The organism is Polyangiaceae bacterium, assembly GCA_016715885.1.
Lineage (GTDB): Bacteria > Myxococcota_A > Polyangia > Polyangiales > Polyangiaceae > Polyangium.
Genome location: JADJXL010000015.1, coordinates 219527 through 238127 on the forward strand (window position 1 = coordinate 219527; position 18601 = coordinate 238127).

At 59.3% G+C, this 18601-nt stretch carries 15 protein-coding genes and 2 tRNA genes; 12 read left to right on the forward strand and 5 right to left on the reverse strand.

Features of this window, described 5'->3' with window-relative positions; all coding sequences use genetic code 11:
- Positions 1 to 523 precede the first annotated feature (523 nt).
- Genes IPM54_14480 through IPM54_14490 form a run of 3 tightly spaced genes read left to right on the forward strand, consistent with a single transcriptional unit; the run spans position 524 to position 3968 of the window.
- The gene (locus IPM54_14480; protein MBK9261001.1) at positions 524 to 3109 is read left to right on the forward strand and encodes a cation-transporting P-type ATPase; all 2586 of its coding nucleotides are present in this window, start codon (positions 524 to 526) and stop codon (positions 3107 to 3109) included.
- Positions 3106 to 3381 carry a hypothetical protein gene (locus IPM54_14485; GenBank protein MBK9261002.1) on the forward strand — a complete coding sequence of 92 codons (276 nt, stop codon included), beginning with the start codon at positions 3106 to 3108 and terminating at the stop codon, positions 3379 to 3381. The genes IPM54_14480 and IPM54_14485 overlap by 4 nt, the downstream gene beginning before the upstream one ends.
- Complete coding sequence (locus IPM54_14490; protein MBK9261003.1) at positions 3378 to 3968, forward strand: hypothetical protein; 591 nt, start codon at positions 3378 to 3380, stop codon at positions 3966 to 3968. Before IPM54_14485 ends, IPM54_14490 begins: the two co-directional genes overlap by 4 nt.
- Before the next feature lie 11 nt (positions 3969 to 3979).
- On the opposite strand, the gene IPM54_14495 is transcribed toward IPM54_14490, so the two are convergent.
- Positions 3980 to 5107: a hypothetical protein gene (locus IPM54_14495; GenBank protein ID MBK9261004.1), complete on the reverse strand. Its 1128-nt coding sequence runs from the start codon at positions 5105 to 5107 to the stop codon at positions 3980 to 3982.
- Between the two features lie 824 nt (positions 5108 to 5931).
- On the opposite strand from IPM54_14495, the gene IPM54_14500 reads away from it, so the two are divergent.
- From IPM54_14500 to cysN, 3 genes are all read left to right on the forward strand, one after another.
- Positions 5932 to 7089, forward strand: a complete 1158-nt coding sequence (locus IPM54_14500) for a hypothetical protein (GenBank protein MBK9261005.1) — start codon at positions 5932 to 5934, stop codon at positions 7087 to 7089.
- A gap of 97 nt (positions 7090 to 7186) precedes the next feature.
- Positions 7187 to 8098: a sulfate adenylyltransferase subunit CysD gene (cysD, locus tag IPM54_14505; protein ID MBK9261006.1), complete on the forward strand. Its 912-nt coding sequence runs from the start codon at positions 7187 to 7189 to the stop codon at positions 8096 to 8098.
- Positions 8099 to 8106: 8 nt separating this feature from the next.
- Complete coding sequence (gene cysN / locus IPM54_14510) at positions 8107 to 10026, forward strand: sulfate adenylyltransferase subunit CysN (protein ID MBK9261007.1); 1920 nt, start codon at positions 8107 to 8109, stop codon at positions 10024 to 10026.
- A gap of 5 nt (positions 10027 to 10031) precedes the next feature.
- Here cysN and IPM54_14515 read toward each other — a convergent pair whose 3' ends face one another.
- On the reverse strand, positions 10032 to 10478 hold the full coding sequence (locus IPM54_14515) for a pentapeptide repeat-containing protein (GenBank protein MBK9261008.1): 447 nt from the start codon (positions 10476 to 10478) through the stop codon (positions 10032 to 10034).
- Between the two features lie 42 nt (positions 10479 to 10520).
- On the opposite strand from IPM54_14515, the gene IPM54_14520 reads away from it, so the two are divergent.
- The 3 genes from IPM54_14520 to IPM54_14530 all read left to right on the forward strand — a co-directional run bounded on the left by IPM54_14520 (position 10521) and on the right by IPM54_14530 (position 12742).
- A complete protein-coding gene (locus IPM54_14520; protein MBK9261009.1) occupies positions 10521 to 11354 on the forward strand; it encodes an alpha/beta hydrolase in 834 nt (277 codons plus the stop codon).
- A 44-nt stretch (positions 11355 to 11398) separates the two neighbouring features.
- Complete coding sequence (gene xth / locus IPM54_14525; protein MBK9261010.1) at positions 11399 to 12172, forward strand: exodeoxyribonuclease III; 774 nt, start codon at positions 11399 to 11401, stop codon at positions 12170 to 12172.
- A 132-nt stretch (positions 12173 to 12304) separates the two neighbouring features.
- On the forward strand, positions 12305 to 12742 hold the full coding sequence (locus tag IPM54_14530) for a hypothetical protein (GenBank protein ID MBK9261011.1): 438 nt from the start codon (positions 12305 to 12307) through the stop codon (positions 12740 to 12742).
- Between the two features lie 4 nt (positions 12743 to 12746).
- Here IPM54_14530 and IPM54_14535 read toward each other — a convergent pair whose 3' ends face one another.
- Entirely contained in the window at positions 12747 to 13706 is a 960-nt protein-coding gene (locus IPM54_14535) for a penicillin-insensitive murein endopeptidase (protein ID MBK9261012.1), read from the reverse strand.
- 146 nt (positions 13707 to 13852) lie between these two features.
- Here IPM54_14535 and IPM54_14540 point away from each other — a divergent pair.
- Positions 13853 to 13926 (forward strand) — tRNA-Arg (locus tag IPM54_14540).
- Positions 13927 to 13997: 71 nt separating this feature from the next.
- A tRNA-Lys gene (locus IPM54_14545) sits at positions 13998 to 14070 on the forward strand.
- A 58-nt stretch (positions 14071 to 14128) separates the two neighbouring features.
- On the opposite strand, the gene IPM54_14550 is transcribed toward IPM54_14545, so the two are convergent.
- Positions 14129 to 16057, reverse strand: a complete 1929-nt coding sequence (locus IPM54_14550) for an ABC-F family ATP-binding cassette domain-containing protein (GenBank protein MBK9261013.1) — start codon at positions 16055 to 16057, stop codon at positions 14129 to 14131.
- Between the two features lie 81 nt (positions 16058 to 16138).
- Between IPM54_14550 and IPM54_14555 the strand changes: the two genes are divergently transcribed.
- Positions 16139 to 16747 carry a hypothetical protein gene (locus IPM54_14555; protein MBK9261014.1) on the forward strand — a complete coding sequence of 203 codons (609 nt, stop codon included), beginning with the start codon at positions 16139 to 16141 and terminating at the stop codon, positions 16745 to 16747.
- Positions 16748 to 16754: 7 nt separating this feature from the next.
- On the opposite strand, the gene IPM54_14560 is transcribed toward IPM54_14555, so the two are convergent.
- Positions 16755 to 18596, reverse strand: coding sequence for a hypothetical protein (locus IPM54_14560; protein MBK9261015.1), 1842 nt, complete (start codon positions 18594 to 18596; stop codon positions 16755 to 16757).
- Between the last annotated feature and the right edge of the window lie 5 nt (positions 18597 to 18601).

Sequence of the window (18601 nt, forward strand, 5' to 3'; positions counted from 1 at the left end):
ACAAGAGTCGAGTGAATCGTTCGATCGCCACCAATGAGCTCCCACGTTCGCTGGCGTGGGCTTTGCGACGGCGCTCGGCATGTCGTTGCGCGATGTGGGGCGCAAATTCATCCGGGACGCCGCGATCCGTTGCTTTCGCGGCATTGGGCCCGCAGAGAACGTGAAAAACGGAGTGCTCGTACGGTTCGAGCTGCCGGGGCTTTATGGCGATGAAGAGCGCGCCGAAAAAATTACGCAATGCCTGCGCGAGATCGACGGCGTTCTGGACGTTCGCCCCAATCCGCTGACGGGCCGCGTGCTCGTGCGCGTGCGCTCGAACGACGACGCGCTGATGGACGCAATCGAGTCGCGACTTTGCGAGGAAAGCGATCGTTTTGCGGACCGAGCGCCATCCATTTCCTTCCTTGTCGAGCATGTGCGTAAAACCATCGATCACCATGCTTCTCTTTTAAAAGTGTGGCGAAATCGAACGGAGCGTGGTGCGCCTGCGGCAGCGCCGAGCCATCGTCCGGCATGGCATGCAATGACCGTCGACGATGTTCTCGGGCATTTTCGGATTTCTCCGGCCGAGGGTCTCGATGATGTCAGGGTCGAGCAATTTCGGGCCGAGTTTGGTCGGAACATACTCGCGGGCATCGAATCGCGTTCGCGTATTGATATTTTAGCGGATCAACTTTTTACCTTCCCATGTGCGTTACTTTTCGGGGCGGCCGGTTTGTCGCTCATGCTTGGAGACGTCATCGAGGCTGGAGCCATCGTTTTGGTCATAGGATCCAACATTGTGGTGGGCTATTTTTCCGAATCACGCGCAGAGGAGTTGCTGCACGCTTGGGGCGAGCTTCGAGCAGAATGGGCCACTGTGGTGCGTCATGGGCGCGAGGTGCGCATTCCCGCCGCGGATGTCGTTCCTGGCGATGTGCTCGTCGTGCGCGCGGGAGACGCAATACCTGCCGATGCGCGCATTGTGGAAGCGCACGCGCTATCCGTCGACGAGAGTATGCTCACGGGCGAAAGCGAACCTTCAGAAAAAACCACGATTGCCGGGTCTTCGAATGCGCCGCTTGCCGAAAGGCGCGCGATGCTTTACGCGGCCACGATTGTCGCTGCAGGCGAAGGCCGGGCCATCGTCGTTGCGACCGGACAGAATACCGAGCTTGGTGAAATTGAACGCGCGCTGAGCCGCGCGGAAGAGCGCGCAGCGCCCATTGAACGACAGCTCGACATCCTGGGCAAACGCGTGGCCATGTTGGCGGTCGCAAGCTCCGTCGGCATCATGGGTTTTGGTCTTTTACGCGGACAGCCCATTTCCGTTTTGCTTCGAAGCGCCGTGGCGCTCGGAGTTGCTGCGATTCCCGAGGGTTTTCCGGCCGTAGGCACGACGGCCCTTGCGCTCGCGAGCCATCGACTCGAACGAGAAGGAATCGTCATTCGCCGCCTCGCAGCGGCCGAAACGCTTGGCGCCGTGAGCGTCGTATGCGCTGACAAGACCGGCACATTGACGGAAAACCGCATGCGCGTCCAGGCCGTGTATCTCCCATCCCGAGGGACATTGCGTATCGAATGGGATCGATCGTCCGAAGCGAATACGCACGCGCGGCTCGTCGATATGGATGGGAAGTCGGTTTCGCCTTCGGAATTGCGTGACCTCACGAGGATCACGGCGCTCAATGCGGACGTCACGTTCGACGAATCCGGGCAGATTTCGACGGGCAGCGGTACCGAACGAGCGTTGGTCGAATTTGCAATGGCGTTGGGATATCCGGTGAGTGGGCGCCGTAAAACCATGAAACGCCTCCGAGAACAGCGGCGCACGCCCGAGAAGGCTTTCATGCTGACGGTGCACGATCATCCCGAGCTCGGCCGAATCGAATTGATCAAGGGCGCACCCGAGCAGGTCATTGCATTGTCCGCGGGCCTTTCCGACGGCGAACGTCGGAATGCACTCGCGCAAAACGATGCTCTCGCGTCACGTGCTTTGCGCGTGCTCGCATTTGGCTGGCGCCGAGTCGATGACGACGCGAACGATGCAATCGGATATTCCTTCGTTGGCCTCGTGGGACTCGAAGATCCGCCCCGTCCGGGCGTGCGTGAAGCCATGGCCATTCTTGCTCGAGCAGGCATTACCACGCGAATGCTCACGGGCGATCAGCAGAAAACCGCGCTTACCACCGGACGCGCGCTCGGCATTCCAGAAGACAGCATTCACAGCCGCGTGACCCCCGTGGAAAAGCTCGAAGTTGTCGAGAAGTTGCAAGCAGCGGGATGCCTCGTCGCGATGACGGGTGATGGAGTCAACGATGGCCCAGCCCTCAAAGCCGCAGATGTGGGCATTGCAATGGGCAAGCGAGGAACGGACATTGCGCGGGCAGTCGCGGACGTCGTGCTTGCTCAGGACGACCTTCCATCGCTCGTCAATGCAATTGCCGAGGGCCGTCGCCTGCACGACAACGTGCGTCGTGCCATTCATTATTTGGCCGCGACGAACACCAGCGAAGTCATGACCATGCTCCTCGGCGCAACCGTGGGCATCACGCCTCTGGGGCCACTTCAACTTTTATGGGTGAACATATTGACGGACATCGCTCCCGCATTGGCATTGGCCGTCGAACCGCCGGAGGCCGACCTGATGCAGCGTCCTCCGCGGGATCCAAATGCTCCGCTTTTTACGACGAATGATCTGCATAACCTCGTCCGGCACGCGGCGCTCATGGCCGTTGGCTCATTATCGTCGTATGGCCTGGGCGCCGCGTTCGGACTGGGCCCTGGGGGCGCTCGAACGATGGCGTTTCTCTCGCTCGTCACGTCGCAAATTCTTTATACGCAAACGTGTAGTGCCAATTCCACGCAATCCGATCCGGCTTTGCGCTGGGCGGTCGTGGGAAGTTTTGGGCTGCAAGCAGCGGCCCTCGGAATACCCGGGCTACGCACGATTTTGGGCATCGAGCTCGTCAACCCCGTTGCGCTCGGCACGAGCCTGCTCATCGGGGCAATGCCAACATGGCTCACCCGCCCGAATTGCCGCGTGCACACCGCCCCCTCGAATGACTCGATCATTACGATCGTACGACGAGAAGTGTCCGATCCGGAAATCGAGGAGCATTGCCTGTGAAAGTCCATGGCCCGTCCGTTGCTATCGGTTTTGCAAGCGCCCTTGTGGTTGCCGTCGTCACGCGACGGCTCAGGCCCGTGGCCGTCGAGATGGCCGCCCTTGCAATGGACGTTGCGAACGTGGCGCGTGCAGCCATTGAAGTTCAGCGCGAAAAGGTGGAAGACTTTTGGTGCGACGTGCAGCACCGCTCGACGCAGAAAGCGCAACAGCGACGCAAAGAACGAATGCGACGCAGCGAAACGGAACGACCTGCAACAGCGAGCGAGCCATGACGAAAGCGGCAGCGCGCCCCATTGCGCCCGAGGAGCTGGCATACGTCGCGCATGTGCTCCCGCACCGAGTGCGTCTTTGTGCGCCGCTCGTCGCGTCGCGTGCCGATGTTTGTCGCCGCATTGCGGAACGAATCATTCAATCGGCCGGCGCTGCGGACAAAGTCACGGTACGCGTCACGACCGGCTCGATCATCGTCGAGGCAAAAGCCGGGAACATTGATGCCGACGCGCTGCTCGCGCGTTTGCGTGAATGCGTGAGCGCCGAGGCAATGCATCTCCCATGCGCCGCGACGGGTCCAACCAAAATTGCGCAATCCGTTGCCCGCGCATTCGCTGCGCTCAATGCCGACGTCCGCGGAGGTCTTCACCATCGCGCCGACCTCGCAGCGCTCATGCCAGTCCTTTTCGTCACCTTTGCATTCGTCCAAATCGTCACGACGGGCAGACTGACCGGGCCGCAATGGTTCAATTGGTGCTGGTGGTCATTCCGATCCTTTTTGACGTTCAACAAAGAGGCTGCGGACGATGATCCAACGCAAGACGACGAGCCTGCCGCCGTAAACACGAACAAACCGCCTGCTCCTTGACCAAGGGCGAATTACGTTCGAGCGTCGACCGCTCCTGCCCCCGTAATAATCCGTACGACGTCTCGAGGCGCATCGGAAAAGTCCAAATCACCGAGATGTCGCCATTCTTCCTCCATGGTGTAATCGCATCCAGGTGGTTCATGTTTCTGAAACCAGGGTTTTTCGTCGGGCGATAGGGTACGAAACGAGGCTTTTGGCAGATATTTGACCGGATGAACGTTCCGTTTGGCAAGCCAATCGCGATCGAAGACGACGCCAAAGCTTTCGAAGTCCCAACGAATCAGGTGCGGGCGATATCGATACAATTCACCGATACGTTCGGGAGAAACCGCCGTGAACGACACCACCGGATAGCGCCCTCGAATCAGTCGCGAGCTTGCTCTCAATGTCGATGATTGCAAAATACGCCACAATGCCGCAGCTCCGTCGCGTCGAGCACGCGGACCCCCGTGCCAAAGATCTTCGAGATACTCCCAGCGGAATTGTCCTGGCCAAGATCCATCGGCACTGCGCGTGAAATGGGCGAGCGTTGGCCGAGCTAACGGAGACGTCCTCCATTCCGGAAAGAACGACCCCCAATCGAGTGTGTGGTCCTCGCTTGGTCGCGAATCCAGGTATTCTCGAGCGACATGCAAAAGATGTTCGTCGACGGGAGGCGCGCCGAGCTCCAAAAGCTTTCGATTACCACGAAAATGCGGCCCGTCATCACACGGAAAAACCACTTCGATGCGTCGTCCTGCTTCGAGGCGAGCGCGAAGAAGTGATTCCATATGTCCGCCTGAGCGTACGGACACGGCAATCACGACGTCCGCTGCATCCATGATTGCGCGATCTCGCTCTACTTCGGCATTTGCTGCTCCCTCCGGCAGGATTCGTACGGAGACGACGTTTGCCGATGCCTTCCGCGGCAAACAGTCGGCCACGTCCTGCTCGGTACCCTTCGTGACGAACGCCTCGAATTTACCGTCACCCATCGCTGCGCCAAACAGCGCGGATTCATAACCAATGGTTCCGACGGACGCACACAAAGTATGCCCGCATCGAGCAATTGCATGGCCAAGCGCCATCGTCCACCGCAGCCATGGTTCGTCGGGGCGAAAGCGCCGCGGTTTTCGTGAATTGACCAGTGCGATCTTCATACGACGACGTTTGTCTCGGCACACCGACGGTAAGGCGCAATGCCGCCCATGTCAACTTCATCCTGCGGCAAGTAACCATCAATCACACGAGGAGTCCAGTGGGATATGTGTGATTTAAACATGTTCTGATTAACATTTGGGCTCCGCGGATTTCTACCCCGCCGGCTCGTACAACGCGAAGCTTTGGGATCTGCTTGATTTCTCGGCGCTGCGGCGGGGGCCCCGTTGTTTGAGCCGCCGAAGGCGGCGAGTTCGGGGTGCCGCACGTGCCGAGAAATCAAGCAGATCCTAAAGCGACACCAACGCAGTTGCGGCGCAGTGTTGGAAGAGCCGACACGATGCATCGTTCGAGCGCCTTCGGCTTGCCGCCCCAAACACATCCAATGTGCCCGCCCGACGCTCGGTCGAAATATGACCTATCCACCATTGTCTTTTTCTTGCCTCGCACCTTTTTCTGATCGATCGCGCACCGCCCCGAACCAGCATTGCATGCGTGGCCACGTTTTCCCATTGCCCTCTCACGAAAGCCGCAATTCGAGCGCAATAATCGCATCGGACAAAGAATGTCCCACCCTCGCGATCATTCCATTGCAAATCGATTTCCGATCCCCTATTTCTGTACTTGCCGGAGCTGAACGTCCGCGGCTCTCGGCAAAAATTCAATGTAGTACCTGCGGGACGGGAACGACCGCCCCGATTGCGCCTCCTTCCGAGGCGCCCGCCTGATTGGCGGGCATGTTACGAATGCAGCATTCGCGGACGATTGCAGAAAGGCTTTCCCCATGCGCGCGACCGCGCTGAAAGGCTTTGCGCCCCAAAGAGCCATGGCCTCGCCCTATCTCTGCGACGAATACCTCACGGCGCCCCACGCTCCTCCGCGTGGACCGCTGGAACCCTGGTGCGCCACCGTTTCGGATCACTTGCAGCAAGCCATAACCGACCGTCACGCACATATCGACGAGATTGCGGACGGTTTCGAACAAGCCGCAGAAATCGCATTGCTCCTCGGCCGCCTCGGAGAAGCCAAAAAACTGCGTCACACCGCCATTGCTTTTTTCGCCAGCGAAGCCGAACGAGGTGCCGGCACTTTTGCCACCATGCCCGCGCTTTGGATGCTCCTTGGTCTTGCTCGAATCGAACGAGCCCTCGGTCATTATGACGACGCCCTCTTCCTTTTCGAACGAATTGCGTCGCTCGGACTTGGCGGATCGCTCGACGACGGACCTCTCTTCCTCACGACGGCGCAATTTGCAGACATCGAATCCTGTTTCCCCGAATCTTCGGCTCGACTTCGGTCGGTTGCCATCGCCGAAGCGCTCGAAACGCTCGTGTTTGCTCGGCGTTACGACACCGCCCTCGTCGCTGCACGCGCACGTCGCGCGGATGATCCCAAATGGCTTGGCGCTTTGCGCTTCGAGACCATTGCCACGGCACTCGGACGAATGGGCCTCTTGCGTGAAGTCCAGGTTTATCTCGCTTCGGTCATCGCGCAGCATCCCGAACATCCGCGCCTCGTGTTCGAACAAAAACGTGCGGAAGCATTTGCCGCCGCAGGGCGATTCGACGATGCGGCAGAGCGCGTTGCATTCATCACGCAAACCCTTGAAATGCAATGGGAAATCGCGCCTGCTGCCTTGAGCGACGTGCTGCTCGCAGCGCGCACCTCTCACCTCTCGGCGCTTCTCGGTCGTGCTTCGGAAAGCGCACGTCTCGCAGCGCGAGCGCGCGCGCATGCGGCTCTTTTGGGCGATGTGCCGCTCGAAGCCGAGCTTGCGCTCCGCGTGATCGAAAGTGATGCGCCCAGTGATGTTCGCGCCGATGCGGCGGATGCCCTCACACGCATCGTGCTTGCCACCGGTTATGCAATCACCCTTCCGCATGGCGGCGTGCGGCTTTTCGAGGCCGCAATGCCGCCTGCGAACGAGCCTCGCGCACCGACGTATCCCCTGCTACGTGATCGCCTGTACGCGATCGCCGCATGACAAAAGCCACGCCTACCCTTCGCACTTGACGGACCTGCCGCGTCGCGCAATCTTCCGCTTTGCGCTGGCTCATCGCCCTTGCGCGCGCAGGTCCTTCATGCCCCATCGAAAGCTCACGCATCTCAAGGCGCTCGAGGCCGAGAGCATTCACATCATTCGAGAAGTCGTCGCGTGTTTCGAGCGGCCGGTGATGCTTTACTCGATCGGCAAAGACAGCACCGTTCTGCTCCATCTCGCGCGCAAGGCGTTTCACCCGGGCAAACTTCCCTTCCCATTGCTCCACGTCGATACGACCTGGAAATTTCGCGACATGTACACATATCGCGACGGGTACGTGCGCGAAGAGCTCGGGCTCGATCTCATCGTCTATGCCAATCCCGAAGGATTGCGCGCTGGAATCAATCCAATCACGCATGGAAGCAAGGTTCACACCGACGTGATGAAGACGCAAGCGCTGAAACAAGCGCTCAGTCATCATGGATTCGACGCGGCATTCGGTGGAGCGCGCCGTGACGAAGAAAAGTCGCGAGCCAAAGAACGCGTCTTTTCATTCCGCGATGCCAATCATCGTTGGGACCCGAAAAACCAGCGCCCCGAGCTTTGGAACATTTACAATACGGAAGTACACAAGGGCGAAAGTATTCGCGTTTTTCCGTTGTCGAATTGGACCGAGCTCGACGTATGGCAATACATTTACAAGGAAAACCTGCCCATCGTTCCGCTGTACCTTGCCAAACCCAGACCTGTCGTCGAACGCGATGGGACGCTCATCATGGTGGACGATGAAAGGTTGCCGCTTCGGCCTGGGGAAACACCCATCATGAAAACGGTACGTTTCCGGACGCTCGGCTGTTATCCTCTTTCGGGCGCCATTGAAAGCGAAGCCGTAACGCTGCCGGAAATCATTCAAGAAATGCTCATTGCGCGCCAGAGCGAACGTCAGGGTCGGCTCATCGATTTCGATCAATCCGGCAGTATGGAAGAAAAGAAGCGCGAAGGATACTTTTGAGTTTTCCCATGATCGACGAATTGGATCTCGCAGCGCAGGACATCGAGGCGTATCTTTCGCAAAACGAGCACAAGGAGCTCTTGCGGCTGCTCACGTGCGGCAACGTCGACGACGGCAAGAGCACGTTGATTGGACGGCTTTTGCACGACACGAAGGGCATTTACGAGGATCAGCTCGCCGCCGTTGCAAAGGATAGCAAGGTTTTCGGCACGCAAGGAGGCGCCATCGACTTGGCCCTGCTCGTCGATGGCCTGAAGAGCGAACGCGAGCAAGGCATTACGATCGACGTTGCGTATCGCTACTTTTCGACCTCGCGGCGCAAATACATCATCGCCGACACACCCGGGCACGAGCAATACACGCGCAACATGGCCACCGGCGCGAGCACCGCAGAATTGGCGATCATCCTCGTCGACGCAAAAAAAGGAGTGACGACCCAAACGAGGCGCCATGCTTTCATCACGAGCCTCCTCGGCATTCGCAAAGTCGTCGTTGCCATAAACAAAATGGATCTCGTCGGGTTTTCCCAAGAAACGTTCGACGCCATTCGGCGAGAATTTCTCGACTTTGCGGCGCGTTTGCCCGATCGCCATCATTGGTTTGTCCCGCTGTCGGCGCTCGGTGGCGACAATGTCGTCGAAAAAAGCGCGGCCATGCCTTGGTACGAAGGCGAGCCGCTGCTCGCATTGCTCGACACGATGCCGCTCGACGAAGCCGACAACACGGTGGACATGCGTTTTCCCGTGCAATGGGTCAATCGTCCAACGCCGGATTTTCGTGGCTTTTGCGGAACCATCGCGTCGGGCTCGCTTCGCAAAGGTGATGCCATCGTCGCATTGCCTTCGGGCCGATCGAGCCGCATTGCGCGCATCGTCACTTGGGAAGGGGATCTCGACGAAGCAGCGGCTCCGATGTCCATTACGGTCACATTGGAAGACGAAATTGACGTCAGCCGAGGTGATGTCCTTTGCCATTCGGACAATCGGCCTTCCATTTCCAGCCGCGTTTCCGCAACGCTCGTATGGATGGACGAAAAGGCCATGGTGCCTGGGCGAGAATACTGGATCAAACACGGTGTTCACCGTACGCCGGGCAGCGTGACGCGCATCGTGCATCGCGTGGACGTCAATACACTGGAAAAGCACGACACGCAGTCGCTTGGATTGAATGAAATTGGGATCGTGGAAATTCGCACGAGCCGCCCGTTGATATTCGATGCGTACGTGAAAAACCGCAACATGGGCGCGTTCATCGTCATCGATCGCTTGACGAACGGCACCGTGGGCGCAGGCCTGATCACCGGCAGTGGATCGGCGCATTGGGATGCTCCAACGCTCGGTCGACCACGAGCAGCCTTGAGTGACCTTACGATCGAAGAACGCGAAAAGCGTTATGGGCAAAAGCCTACGACCATCTTGATCACGGGTTTGTCCGGGTCTGGCAAAACGGCGGTTGCGAGCGAAGTCGAGCGGCGTTTATTCGAACAGGGCCGAGCGGTCTTTGCGATCGACGGGCTTTCGATGCGTCGTGGCATGTGTCGGGACCTTGGTTTTTCCGCGGCAGATCGTTCGGAGAACCTGCGTCGATCCATGGAAGTGGCAAAACTATTCAATGATGCGGGGCTCATTTGCATTGCTTCCATGGTTGCCCCCGAAGACATCGTACGCAAACGCGCACGGGATGTCGTTGGAGCGGATAAGTTTTTCTTGGTACATTTGTCGGCGCCCATCGAATGGTGCCGCCGTGCCGACGAGAGCGGCCTTTATCGCGATGCAGATGCAGGTAAAATGTCCAACATTCCGGGCGTGGATTTTCCTTACGACCCCCCGACCGATGCCGACTTGACGCTCCCGAGCCACGAATTGAGTGTCGCGGAATGCGCGGATAGAATCATTCGGGAATTGGAGCGCAGGGGGAGGATTGGGTAAATCCTTTACGCTTTCCGTTTTTCCTTCAACAACTCGTCAATCCGCACTCCATCGATCGTCAACCCCTCGATCGAACATCCCTCTATCTTCAACCCTTCCAAATTGCCATTTTTGATGACCGCATTCACGAAGGTCACGTCATCCAATCTCGCATCCTCGAATGACGCATTCTTGATGTTCGCCTTCTCGAACGTCACATCATCAAGCTCGGCCCCTTTGAACGACGCATTCTTGATTTTCGCCTTCCCAAGCTCCACGTCGTCTAGCTCGGATCCCTCGAACGTCGCGTTGTGAATCACCGCCTGCGCCAGGCTCACGTCGTCGAGCCGCGCTCCCTCGAACGTCGCATTGTGGATCTTCGCCTTCGCCAGACTCACATCATCCAGCTCGATCCCCTCGAGCGACACGTTCACCAGCTTCTTCGGCAGCGCCGTGGGCGACTTCGCTTTCATGCAGCCATGCTACTCCGTCCCTGAACCTCCTGGAGCATCGACATGCAAGCCCCCACGTTTCTCCCCTTCCACGCAATCGTCACCGCACCGGACTCGAGCCCCACGCGCTACATGTTCGTTCTCCACGGCATCTTCGGCTCCGGGGGAAACTTTCGCACCTTCATCCGACGTGTTGCCGAAGCTTGTCCGAATTGGGGGTTTGTCCTCGTTGACCTGCGCGGACACGGTCAGTCGCTCGGTGCGCCGGCGCCGCACTCCATCGAAAGCGCAGCTCAAGATCTCGTTCACCTGGGCGAGCACCTTGGCATCGATGTTCGCGGCGTCATGGGCCACTCGTTCGGCGGCAAGGTCGCGCTCGCATACGCCGCGCTGCGCGAGCGCGAGCTCGATGAAGTGTGGGTGCTCGACTCGACCCCCAGCACGCGCGCAGACGGCATGAAAACGGTCGGCGCAGCCCATGTCCTCGATACGCTCGACAAGCTGCCTCCCGCGTTTCCATCGCGCGACTTTTTCGTCGAGCACATGACGTCGAGCGGCATGGGTCGCGCGCAGATCGACTGGCTCGCGATGAACGTCAGGCGCGATGGCGACGTGTTCCGTTTTCGTCTCGATTTGCAGGCGATTCGTGCGCTGCTCGAAGACTACTTCGCCCGCGATCTGTGGTTTGTCGTGGAACGTAGCGATGGCCGCCGGCGCCTCGGCTTCGTCATCGGCGGCCGTTCGATCACCGTCAGTCCTGCCGATCGCGATCGTCTCTCCAAACTTGCCGAAACCAACCCCAAGCTCGAAGTCCACGTCCTCGAACGCGCAGATCACTGGGTGCACGTCGACGATCCGGATGGGCTTTTCGAGATCGTTCGCCAGGCGCTTTCGTGAGCGCTCTTTTCTCGAGCACGTTTCAGGGTTAGGGAAGGACCAACATGCGTATCGCTTCTTGGAACGTGAACTCGATTCGCGCGCGGCTCGAACACCTCACCGACTGGCTTCGTCGCGCTTCTCCCGATGTCGTTTGCATGCAGGAGACCAAGGTCGAAGACGAAAAGTTTCCGATCGAGGCTCTTGGCGATGCGGGATACGCCGTCGTGCACGCAGGACAAAAGTCCTACAACGGCGTGGCGATCGCAGCGCGGTTTGGCCTGACAATCGATGACGTGAAGAAGGGCCTCGATGGGGATGATGGAGACATCGCCGCGAGGCTCATCGCTGCGACGATCGAAGGCGTGCGCATCGTCAACGTGTACGTGCCGAATGGCCAAGCGGTTGGAACGAAACCGTTTGCGTACAAACTGATGTGGCTCGATCGGTTGAAGCTCGAGCTTGCTGCGCGCTATTCACCGGACGGCCAGCTTCTCGTGTGCGGTGACTTCAACGTCGCGCCGAGTGACATCGACGTGCATGCGCCAAAGAAGTGGGAGGGGCAGGTGCTTTGTCATCCGGATGAACGAGCTGCGCTGCGCCGTCTGCTCGACTGGGGACTCGTCGATGCGTTGAGAGAGCGTCGCCCCGACGAGCACGTTTACAGTTGGTGGGACTATCGCATGGGTGCGTTCAAGAAAAACCACGGACTGCGCATCGACTTGGTGCTCGTGACGCCGCCGCTTCTCGCGCGCACGAAGGACGTGTGGGTGGACAAGAGCACGCGTGAGCTCGAGCGGCCGAGCGACCATGCGCCCGTGATGATCGACATCGAGTGAAGTCAAGGCCATCGGTCGGACAGATATTGTCCGATCGGACCAAGTACGACCTACGTATGGTCGGACCAACTATGTCCGATCGGCCCGAAAACGACGCAGCGCGCCGCGCTTTCAGTTGTTACCTTTTCCGGCGTGATGCGACTCGATCTCGATGGTTTTTCGCTCGATCTGCCCCCGTGCTGGTCGGGCTTGGAAGACGTGACCTACTCTGATCCGACCACGCTCCCGCCGGTCGCGTTTGCGGCCGACGGTGGCACGGGACGGCTCATGGTTGCCGAGATGCTCTTCGAAGATGACGAAGAGCCCGGCACGGAACCGAGTGCAATCAAGGCGCTCGCGATTGCTTGGGGCAAACGTCGTCGAGTGCAGCCGCTGGAGCTCGGCACCGTCGATTGTCCCGAGGGAGCAGCAGCGACGGCGACCTATTTCGTGCGTGGTTGCTTCGTGCAGGTGTGGTTCTTGTCGAACGGAGAACGTGTCGTGCAAGCGAGCTACGTTTGTCCGTGGGACAAGCGCACTGCGGAGCAAAACGAACGCGAATCGATCGTGCGATCGCTACGTTGGTCCTGACAAACTAGTCCGAGGCGTCCGATCCCTCTGCGGGCGCCTCGTCCGTCTCCGCTTCCTTGGCTTCCTTCACCGGCTTCGCCGCTTCCTCTTTCGCTTCTTTTGCTCGAGCGGCTGCGGTCGCGTCCGGCTGTTTCGGCGTCGACGCCGAGGCCGTGCCCTTTCGCGCCGTCAGGTACGAATCCTCGATGCACGAAGGGCGCATCTTTTCCGGGCACGCGATGCGAACGTGGAAGTGATCGTCGTGCACGTCGACATCCGCGGGGCTCATGAGTGCTGCAGCAGCTCGCGTGTAGATGTCCTTCGACACCTTCTTTTTCTGCGCGGCGTACGTGAGCAGGCGTTTGCGCAGTCCCATCGACACGAACACGTAGCGAACTTCGACTTTGGGATCGGTGATGAGTGCCTCGACAAACGCCCAATTTCGTTCGTCGTCAAAACGAACGATCGCGCCGTCGCGCGCTCGACCATCGCCGCCGAACGGGATGAACCGATGCGGGTTCACGTGTTTGCCGTCGGCGTGCTCCATGTAGAAGCCGACGTCTGCATCGCGACCGGATTGATGCGAGTTGTGTCCGAAGAGAGGCCCGCCGCGTTTGGCCGACAGGTCGCCGACGAACAGCACGGATCCCTTGTGCTTCTTGCGCACTTTGAACGCGGCGCGTTTGAGCACCTGCACGAGCTCGGGAGTGCCGTACGCGTGCCCTCCGCCTCGCACTTCGATCGATCTGTTCGACGTGAGTTTTTCGCCCTTGATGAGCTTGCCGCCGTTCGGCGCTCCGACGGAAAGTGGTCCTTTTGGCGCCTTTTCGGCGGGTTTTTTGGCAGTTTTGTCCCGACGAACCTTGGCCGACGCAGCAGGTTTTGCTTTGGGTGGTGCCGCGAGCGCTGGACCGCCGGGCGCCGCGAAGCTCACGAGGGCGATTGTGAGTGCGGCGATTCCTGCGATTCGAGCGGCCAGACGCATGATGGAGGGACGTTAGCGCGCCTTTGCGCAGGCGCGCTCTAGAACCGAACGAGCGCGGATCGAATCTTTGATCAACAAGGAGCTTGACATGGGCGAAAGTGCCGAGTAGAAGCCTTGCCGCGTCGCCTTCCGAGGCGAAGCAACATGCGCCCGTAGCTCAGCTGGATAGAGCATCGGACTTCGAATCCGAGGGTCGTCCGTTCGAATCGGTCCGGGCGTGCCGAGTGTTCGAGCCGCCTCTATCGGAGGAGCATCGGACGCGCGAACAGATTGACAATCGATGCAGCATCTGGGCCATTAGCTCAATTGGTAGAGCAGTGGACTCTTAATCCATTGGCTGAAGGTTCAAGTCCTTCATGGCCCACCCAGTGTGACCCTTCGTAAGCGTGGCTCGAACCAACCCTGGTTCGAGCCATCGCTTTTCAAGCCGACGCTTCCGCAATCTCCTTCTCGAGCGCTTCCCACTCTTCCATGAGCGTCAGGACGCGTTCGTCGAGCTCTTTCTGCTCGCGCTCGAACGCTGCGAGATCCGCCTTGCTGGTTTTCTCGAAAAACCCATCGCTGCAATAAAGCGCCTCGATTTCTTTCTTCCGCGCTTCGGCCGCATCGATCGACGCCATCACCTTGTCGCGCCGCGCAGGAAGGTCCTTGATCCGATTGCGCTTTTTCTTCTGCTCCTCCCACGCCGAACCTTGCGCTGCAATCGCAGGCCCTGCGGAACCTTGTTTCGCTTCTTTCGCCTTGCGAGCGACAGCATCGGCATCCAAGTGATCGTCGCCGCAACGCTCGAGGTATTCGTCGTAGGTGCCCGGAAAATCGTTTGGCCCGGCAGGCGTCACTTCGAGAACGCGCAATGCCACTTTCGACACGAACCAGCGATCGTGCGACACGAACAAAACCGTGCCTTCGTAATCATTGAGCGCCGAAGCCAATGCCTCGATGGCTTCCACGTCGAGGTGGTTCGTCGGTTCGTCCAAAAGCAGCACATTGGGCTCGCGAGCCAATATGGCGCAAAACAAAAGACGCGCCGCTTCGCCTCCCGATAGCATACCCACTTTCTTGTAGACATCATCGCCATTGAACAGAAGTCGCCCGAGCCGCCCGCGCACGGCGGAATCAGGTTCGGTCGGACAAATGGCCTGCATGATGCCAATGGGCGTGGCATCCGGATCGTCGAGCACTTCACGGTGATCCTGCGCAAAATATCCCACATGCGTTTCATGCCCCCAGCGCACCGTCCCCGCATCCGCTTCGAGCACCCCCGCAAGAATTTTCAACAATGTCGACTTGCCAATGCCGTTCGGACCAATCACGGCCACACGTTCGCCCCGACGAACTCGTAACGACACGTCCTCGAGGACTCGTTTGTCGCCGTAGGATTTGGAGATATGCTCCACGTCGAGAACGTCGCGTCCACTTTGCCTGACGATCGACAATTTGAAGGAGGGCGTACGCCGCGAGCTGTCTTCGAGCTCGGGGATATCTATTTTTTCAATTTGTTTCAGCTTGCTTTGCGCCTGCTTCGCTTTCGATGCTTTGTATCGAAAACGATCCACGTACGCTTGCTTGTGCGCAACTTCGGCTTCGATTCGCGTGATTTCCGCGATCTTCCGTTCCCGATCGGCCTGTTTTTCTTTGACGAACGCCGAATAATTCCCGTGGTACAGCGTGATCGTGCCGTAATCGATGTCCAAAATGTGCGTCGCGACGTTGTCGAGAAAGCGCTGGTCGTGTGAAATCACGAGCACGACACCTTCATGCGCGCACAAGAACTTTTCGAGCCACCGGATCGTCAAAATGTCCAAGTGGTTCGTCGGTTCGTCGAGCAAGAGCACATCGGGACCACCCACGAGCACCTGGGCCAAAAGCACTCGCAACTTGAACCCACCCGACAAGGTCGCGAGGGGTTTGTCATGAACGTCCGCGGGAATTCCGAGGCCCACGAGGATCGCTGTCGCTCGAGCGCGCAGCGTGTACCCATCGTGCGTGCGGATCACATCGGAGAGCTCCGCGAGCCGATGCGCGTCTCCTGCGCCATCGTCCACGATGCGCTTTTCTTCTTCGAGCGCGGCCCACACGACGGCGTCACCCATCATCGCGAGGTCCATGATGCGCTGATCGTCTTCGAGAAAGCGGTCTTGCCTGAGCACGCCCATGCGAGCGCCGCGCGTGCGCGTGATGGTGCCTTCGGTGGGCTGATCGTCGCCTGCGAGTATCTCGAGCAGCGTCGTTTTGCCCGAGCCGTTGGCGCCCACGAGGCCGTACCGCGAGCCTCGACTCAGCTCGAGCGTTGCGCTCTCGAAGAGCACGCGCTCGCCGTATGACTTTCCCAAGTTCGACGTGACGATCATTGCGACTTGGGTGTGGTATAGCCGAAGGTCGAAGATTTGGGGACGCTTGTGTAACCTGCTTTCGCGCCCCGAGGAGAGCACGTGCGCCTTCGAGATTTGATCAACGATCCGAGCACCACCATCGATGCGATCGGCCGCTACCTCGACGGCCTTGGAGCGGACGAGCGACTCGCCGAGACGCGCACGTTGTCGCGCAACGATCAGCGCACGCTGTACGAAAAGGCTTCGAGCGCCGAGTCGATCACGCTCGAACACTTTGTGCCCGAAGGAATTGCGCCTCGCATCGCGGTGCATCACGACGGGCGCAACACGCTCCCGCTACCGGCGAGCATGAAGCTATTTCAGAAGCGTTTTTGCCGTCCCGAGGATGGTTCGTCGCGGCTGTTCGGGTACAACCAGTCGCCGTTCTTGTCCACGGTTGGGCCAGGCTGCTTCGTCGCGATTTACACGAAGGGCAATGCCGATTGGGAAAAACGCGGAGCCGTGGTGATCGATTACTTCCAGGTACCGGATGGTCCGGTCGCCGATGGTTGGCCGAAGGTGATTCCGAATTCGAAGGGATTACAGTATTTCGTTTACAACGGGACGCGCGACTTCATGCGTCTCGTGTCGAAGCACGTATCCATTGGCGCGGCATACAAGGGCGAAAAGGCGCTGGACCATTATTTTATCCTTTGTAGGGATCGCTGACACACCGTCACCTCCTCGCCATCTCCGCGATATCCCCCAATACCGGCAGAGACAACTTCGCTTTCATGCGCACCTGGCTTCCGCCATGTTGCGCTACCTCCGACACGATTTGCCACGGAATGATTCCTTCGCCGCGCGCAGGCAACGTGGCCAATGACTCGATTTCCTGGGCAGCCTTTTCGAGCGCCGCGTCGTGATCGTCGTCCAAAAACCATAACGTCACGCCCGCAATGGATGCAAATCCCGCCGCTACCGATCCTTGTGACGCCGCATTTACCAAATCGGGAACGCCTGCAATCGTCTGCTCGGTAATGCCTTCACGCGCAGCACGGAGCCGCACGAGCATCGGCGCTTCGTCCTCGCCCAATCCAATCCACGTGCGACTCCCATCGGGCACGACATAAAGATGCGTCGTGTGCGCAGGTGCAGCATCCTTTGTCAATGGACGCGATTTGATCTCGATATGCAAACTCCCCTTCGGCAATGCGGCCGGGAGAGCAGCCACGTTCATCGTCGTCGACCAGCGATCGGCGGTCGTGACAGAAGCCGCTCCGCCAAGCCGCTTGCGATCGAGCTCGTTACCAACGCGTACGATTTCCTCAATGCCCCGCGTCCACCGCTCCGTCGGCTCTTCGATGGCAAACATGGCCCACCCTCGAAGCGCCCGAAATGCGGCTGCTCGATTGGCCGGTTTCTTGTTGTCTTTCTTGTACGCAGCGAGCGCCTTTTCGGCCGCCGCGCGATCGATGCCATACGCAAATGCGTACGAACCACCCGTGAAAAAGAGCGACGACACATTCGCATTGAATGTGTCGAGAAGCGCGGAATCGTACCCGTCTTCGACCATTTCCCCACGGAATGTTTTCAAAAATTCGTCACGCAGCGGGGCGAGCGCCTGCGCATTGGCGGCATGCCCATGCATCGCCACGGCCGAATCCTTGGGCAAACGCGCAAATGAAGCGACCGATTCCGATTGAAGCGGAACGCGCGCGGATATCGCCCGAGAGAGAACGGACGGGTCTTGCCGAAAACCGAGCACCGCTTCGGCTTCGATGTCCGTTTTTCCCCACGAACCCACGAGCGACAAACGCTCGATGTCCCGGAAAAACGACATCGCCCACTGTTCGCCCGCCGCTTCGGCCCAGTCATTCGTATTGCCGTCCGACGCTTCGTCGGCAATTTGTGCAAAAAGCTGCCCGCTCTGCAATTCGAGGCGCACGTCGCCGTCGAGCGCTTCACGCGTGACCGTGCGTCCGAGGTATAGGCCCGCCGCTTCGAGCAATTCGTCGTCGCTTGCGCACACCACGCGCGCCCGAGCGTCGTCTTCGATACCGACGAAAGCGCATGCGCCGAGCGAAGTGGAATCCGAATCTTCATCGCCTGGCGTGCCGGTGATACGCAAGAGGCCGCGCTGGGGGTGCAATGTGAACATTTGGCCGAGCCGCGGCACCATTTCGGGGGCCACGGGAATCGATACGGCCAATCGCTCGAAGTCTGTCCCGAAAAACGCTAGATCGACTTGTCCGGTAAGGTCGACGACCGAAGCGACCGACGGGCCGAGCATGCCCATTGCGAGAATGTCCGGCGAAAGGCCGGGAGAACCGACGCCAATCACGCGCAGGAGTCGCTCGGCATTCTTCCACGACATCTCGAGGTTTTCCGCGTGAAGCCGCGCGATCATGTCCGTGGGCGCCTCGCCATTGAGCGAGACGACCGGCGGCGTAGCGGCGACTTCCAAACGCGAGGGCGCCACTTCGACGGGCATGGGAGGCACCGCGGGACGCGGCGAAGCGCAGGCGGAAAGGCCGAGGGCGAAAAGGATGGGGAGAGTGTGGGGAATCTTGTTCATGACAA

Coding starts and splice junctions, on each gene's coding strand:
- IPM54_14480 (MBK9261001.1), top strand. CDS start 524: ATGACCGTCGACGATGTTCTCGGGCATTTTCGGATTTCTCCGGCCGAG.
- IPM54_14490 (MBK9261003.1), top strand. CDS start 3,378: ATGACGAAAGCGGCAGCGCGCCCCATTGCGCCCGAGGAGCTGGCATAC.
- IPM54_14495 (MBK9261004.1), bottom strand. CDS start 5,107: ATGAAGATCGCACTGGTCAATTCACGAAAACCGCGGCGCTTTCGCCCC.
- IPM54_14500 (MBK9261005.1), top strand. CDS start 5,932: ATGGCCTCGCCCTATCTCTGCGACGAATACCTCACGGCGCCCCACGCT.
- cysD (MBK9261006.1), top strand. CDS start 7,187: ATGCCCCATCGAAAGCTCACGCATCTCAAGGCGCTCGAGGCCGAGAGC.
- cysN (MBK9261007.1), top strand. CDS start 8,107: ATGATCGACGAATTGGATCTCGCAGCGCAGGACATCGAGGCGTATCTT.
- IPM54_14515 (MBK9261008.1), bottom strand. CDS start 10,478: ATGAAAGCGAAGTCGCCCACGGCGCTGCCGAAGAAGCTGGTGAACGTG.
- IPM54_14520 (MBK9261009.1), top strand. CDS start 10,521: ATGCAAGCCCCCACGTTTCTCCCCTTCCACGCAATCGTCACCGCACCG.
- xth (MBK9261010.1), top strand. CDS start 11,399: ATGCGTATCGCTTCTTGGAACGTGAACTCGATTCGCGCGCGGCTCGAA.
- IPM54_14535 (MBK9261012.1), bottom strand. CDS start 13,706: ATGCGTCTGGCCGCTCGAATCGCAGGAATCGCCGCACTCACAATCGCC.
- IPM54_14550 (MBK9261013.1), bottom strand. CDS start 16,057: ATGATCGTCACGTCGAACTTGGGAAAGTCATACGGCGAGCGCGTGCTC.
- IPM54_14560 (MBK9261015.1), bottom strand. CDS start 18,596: ATGAACAAGATTCCCCACACTCTCCCCATCCTTTTCGCCCTCGGCCTT.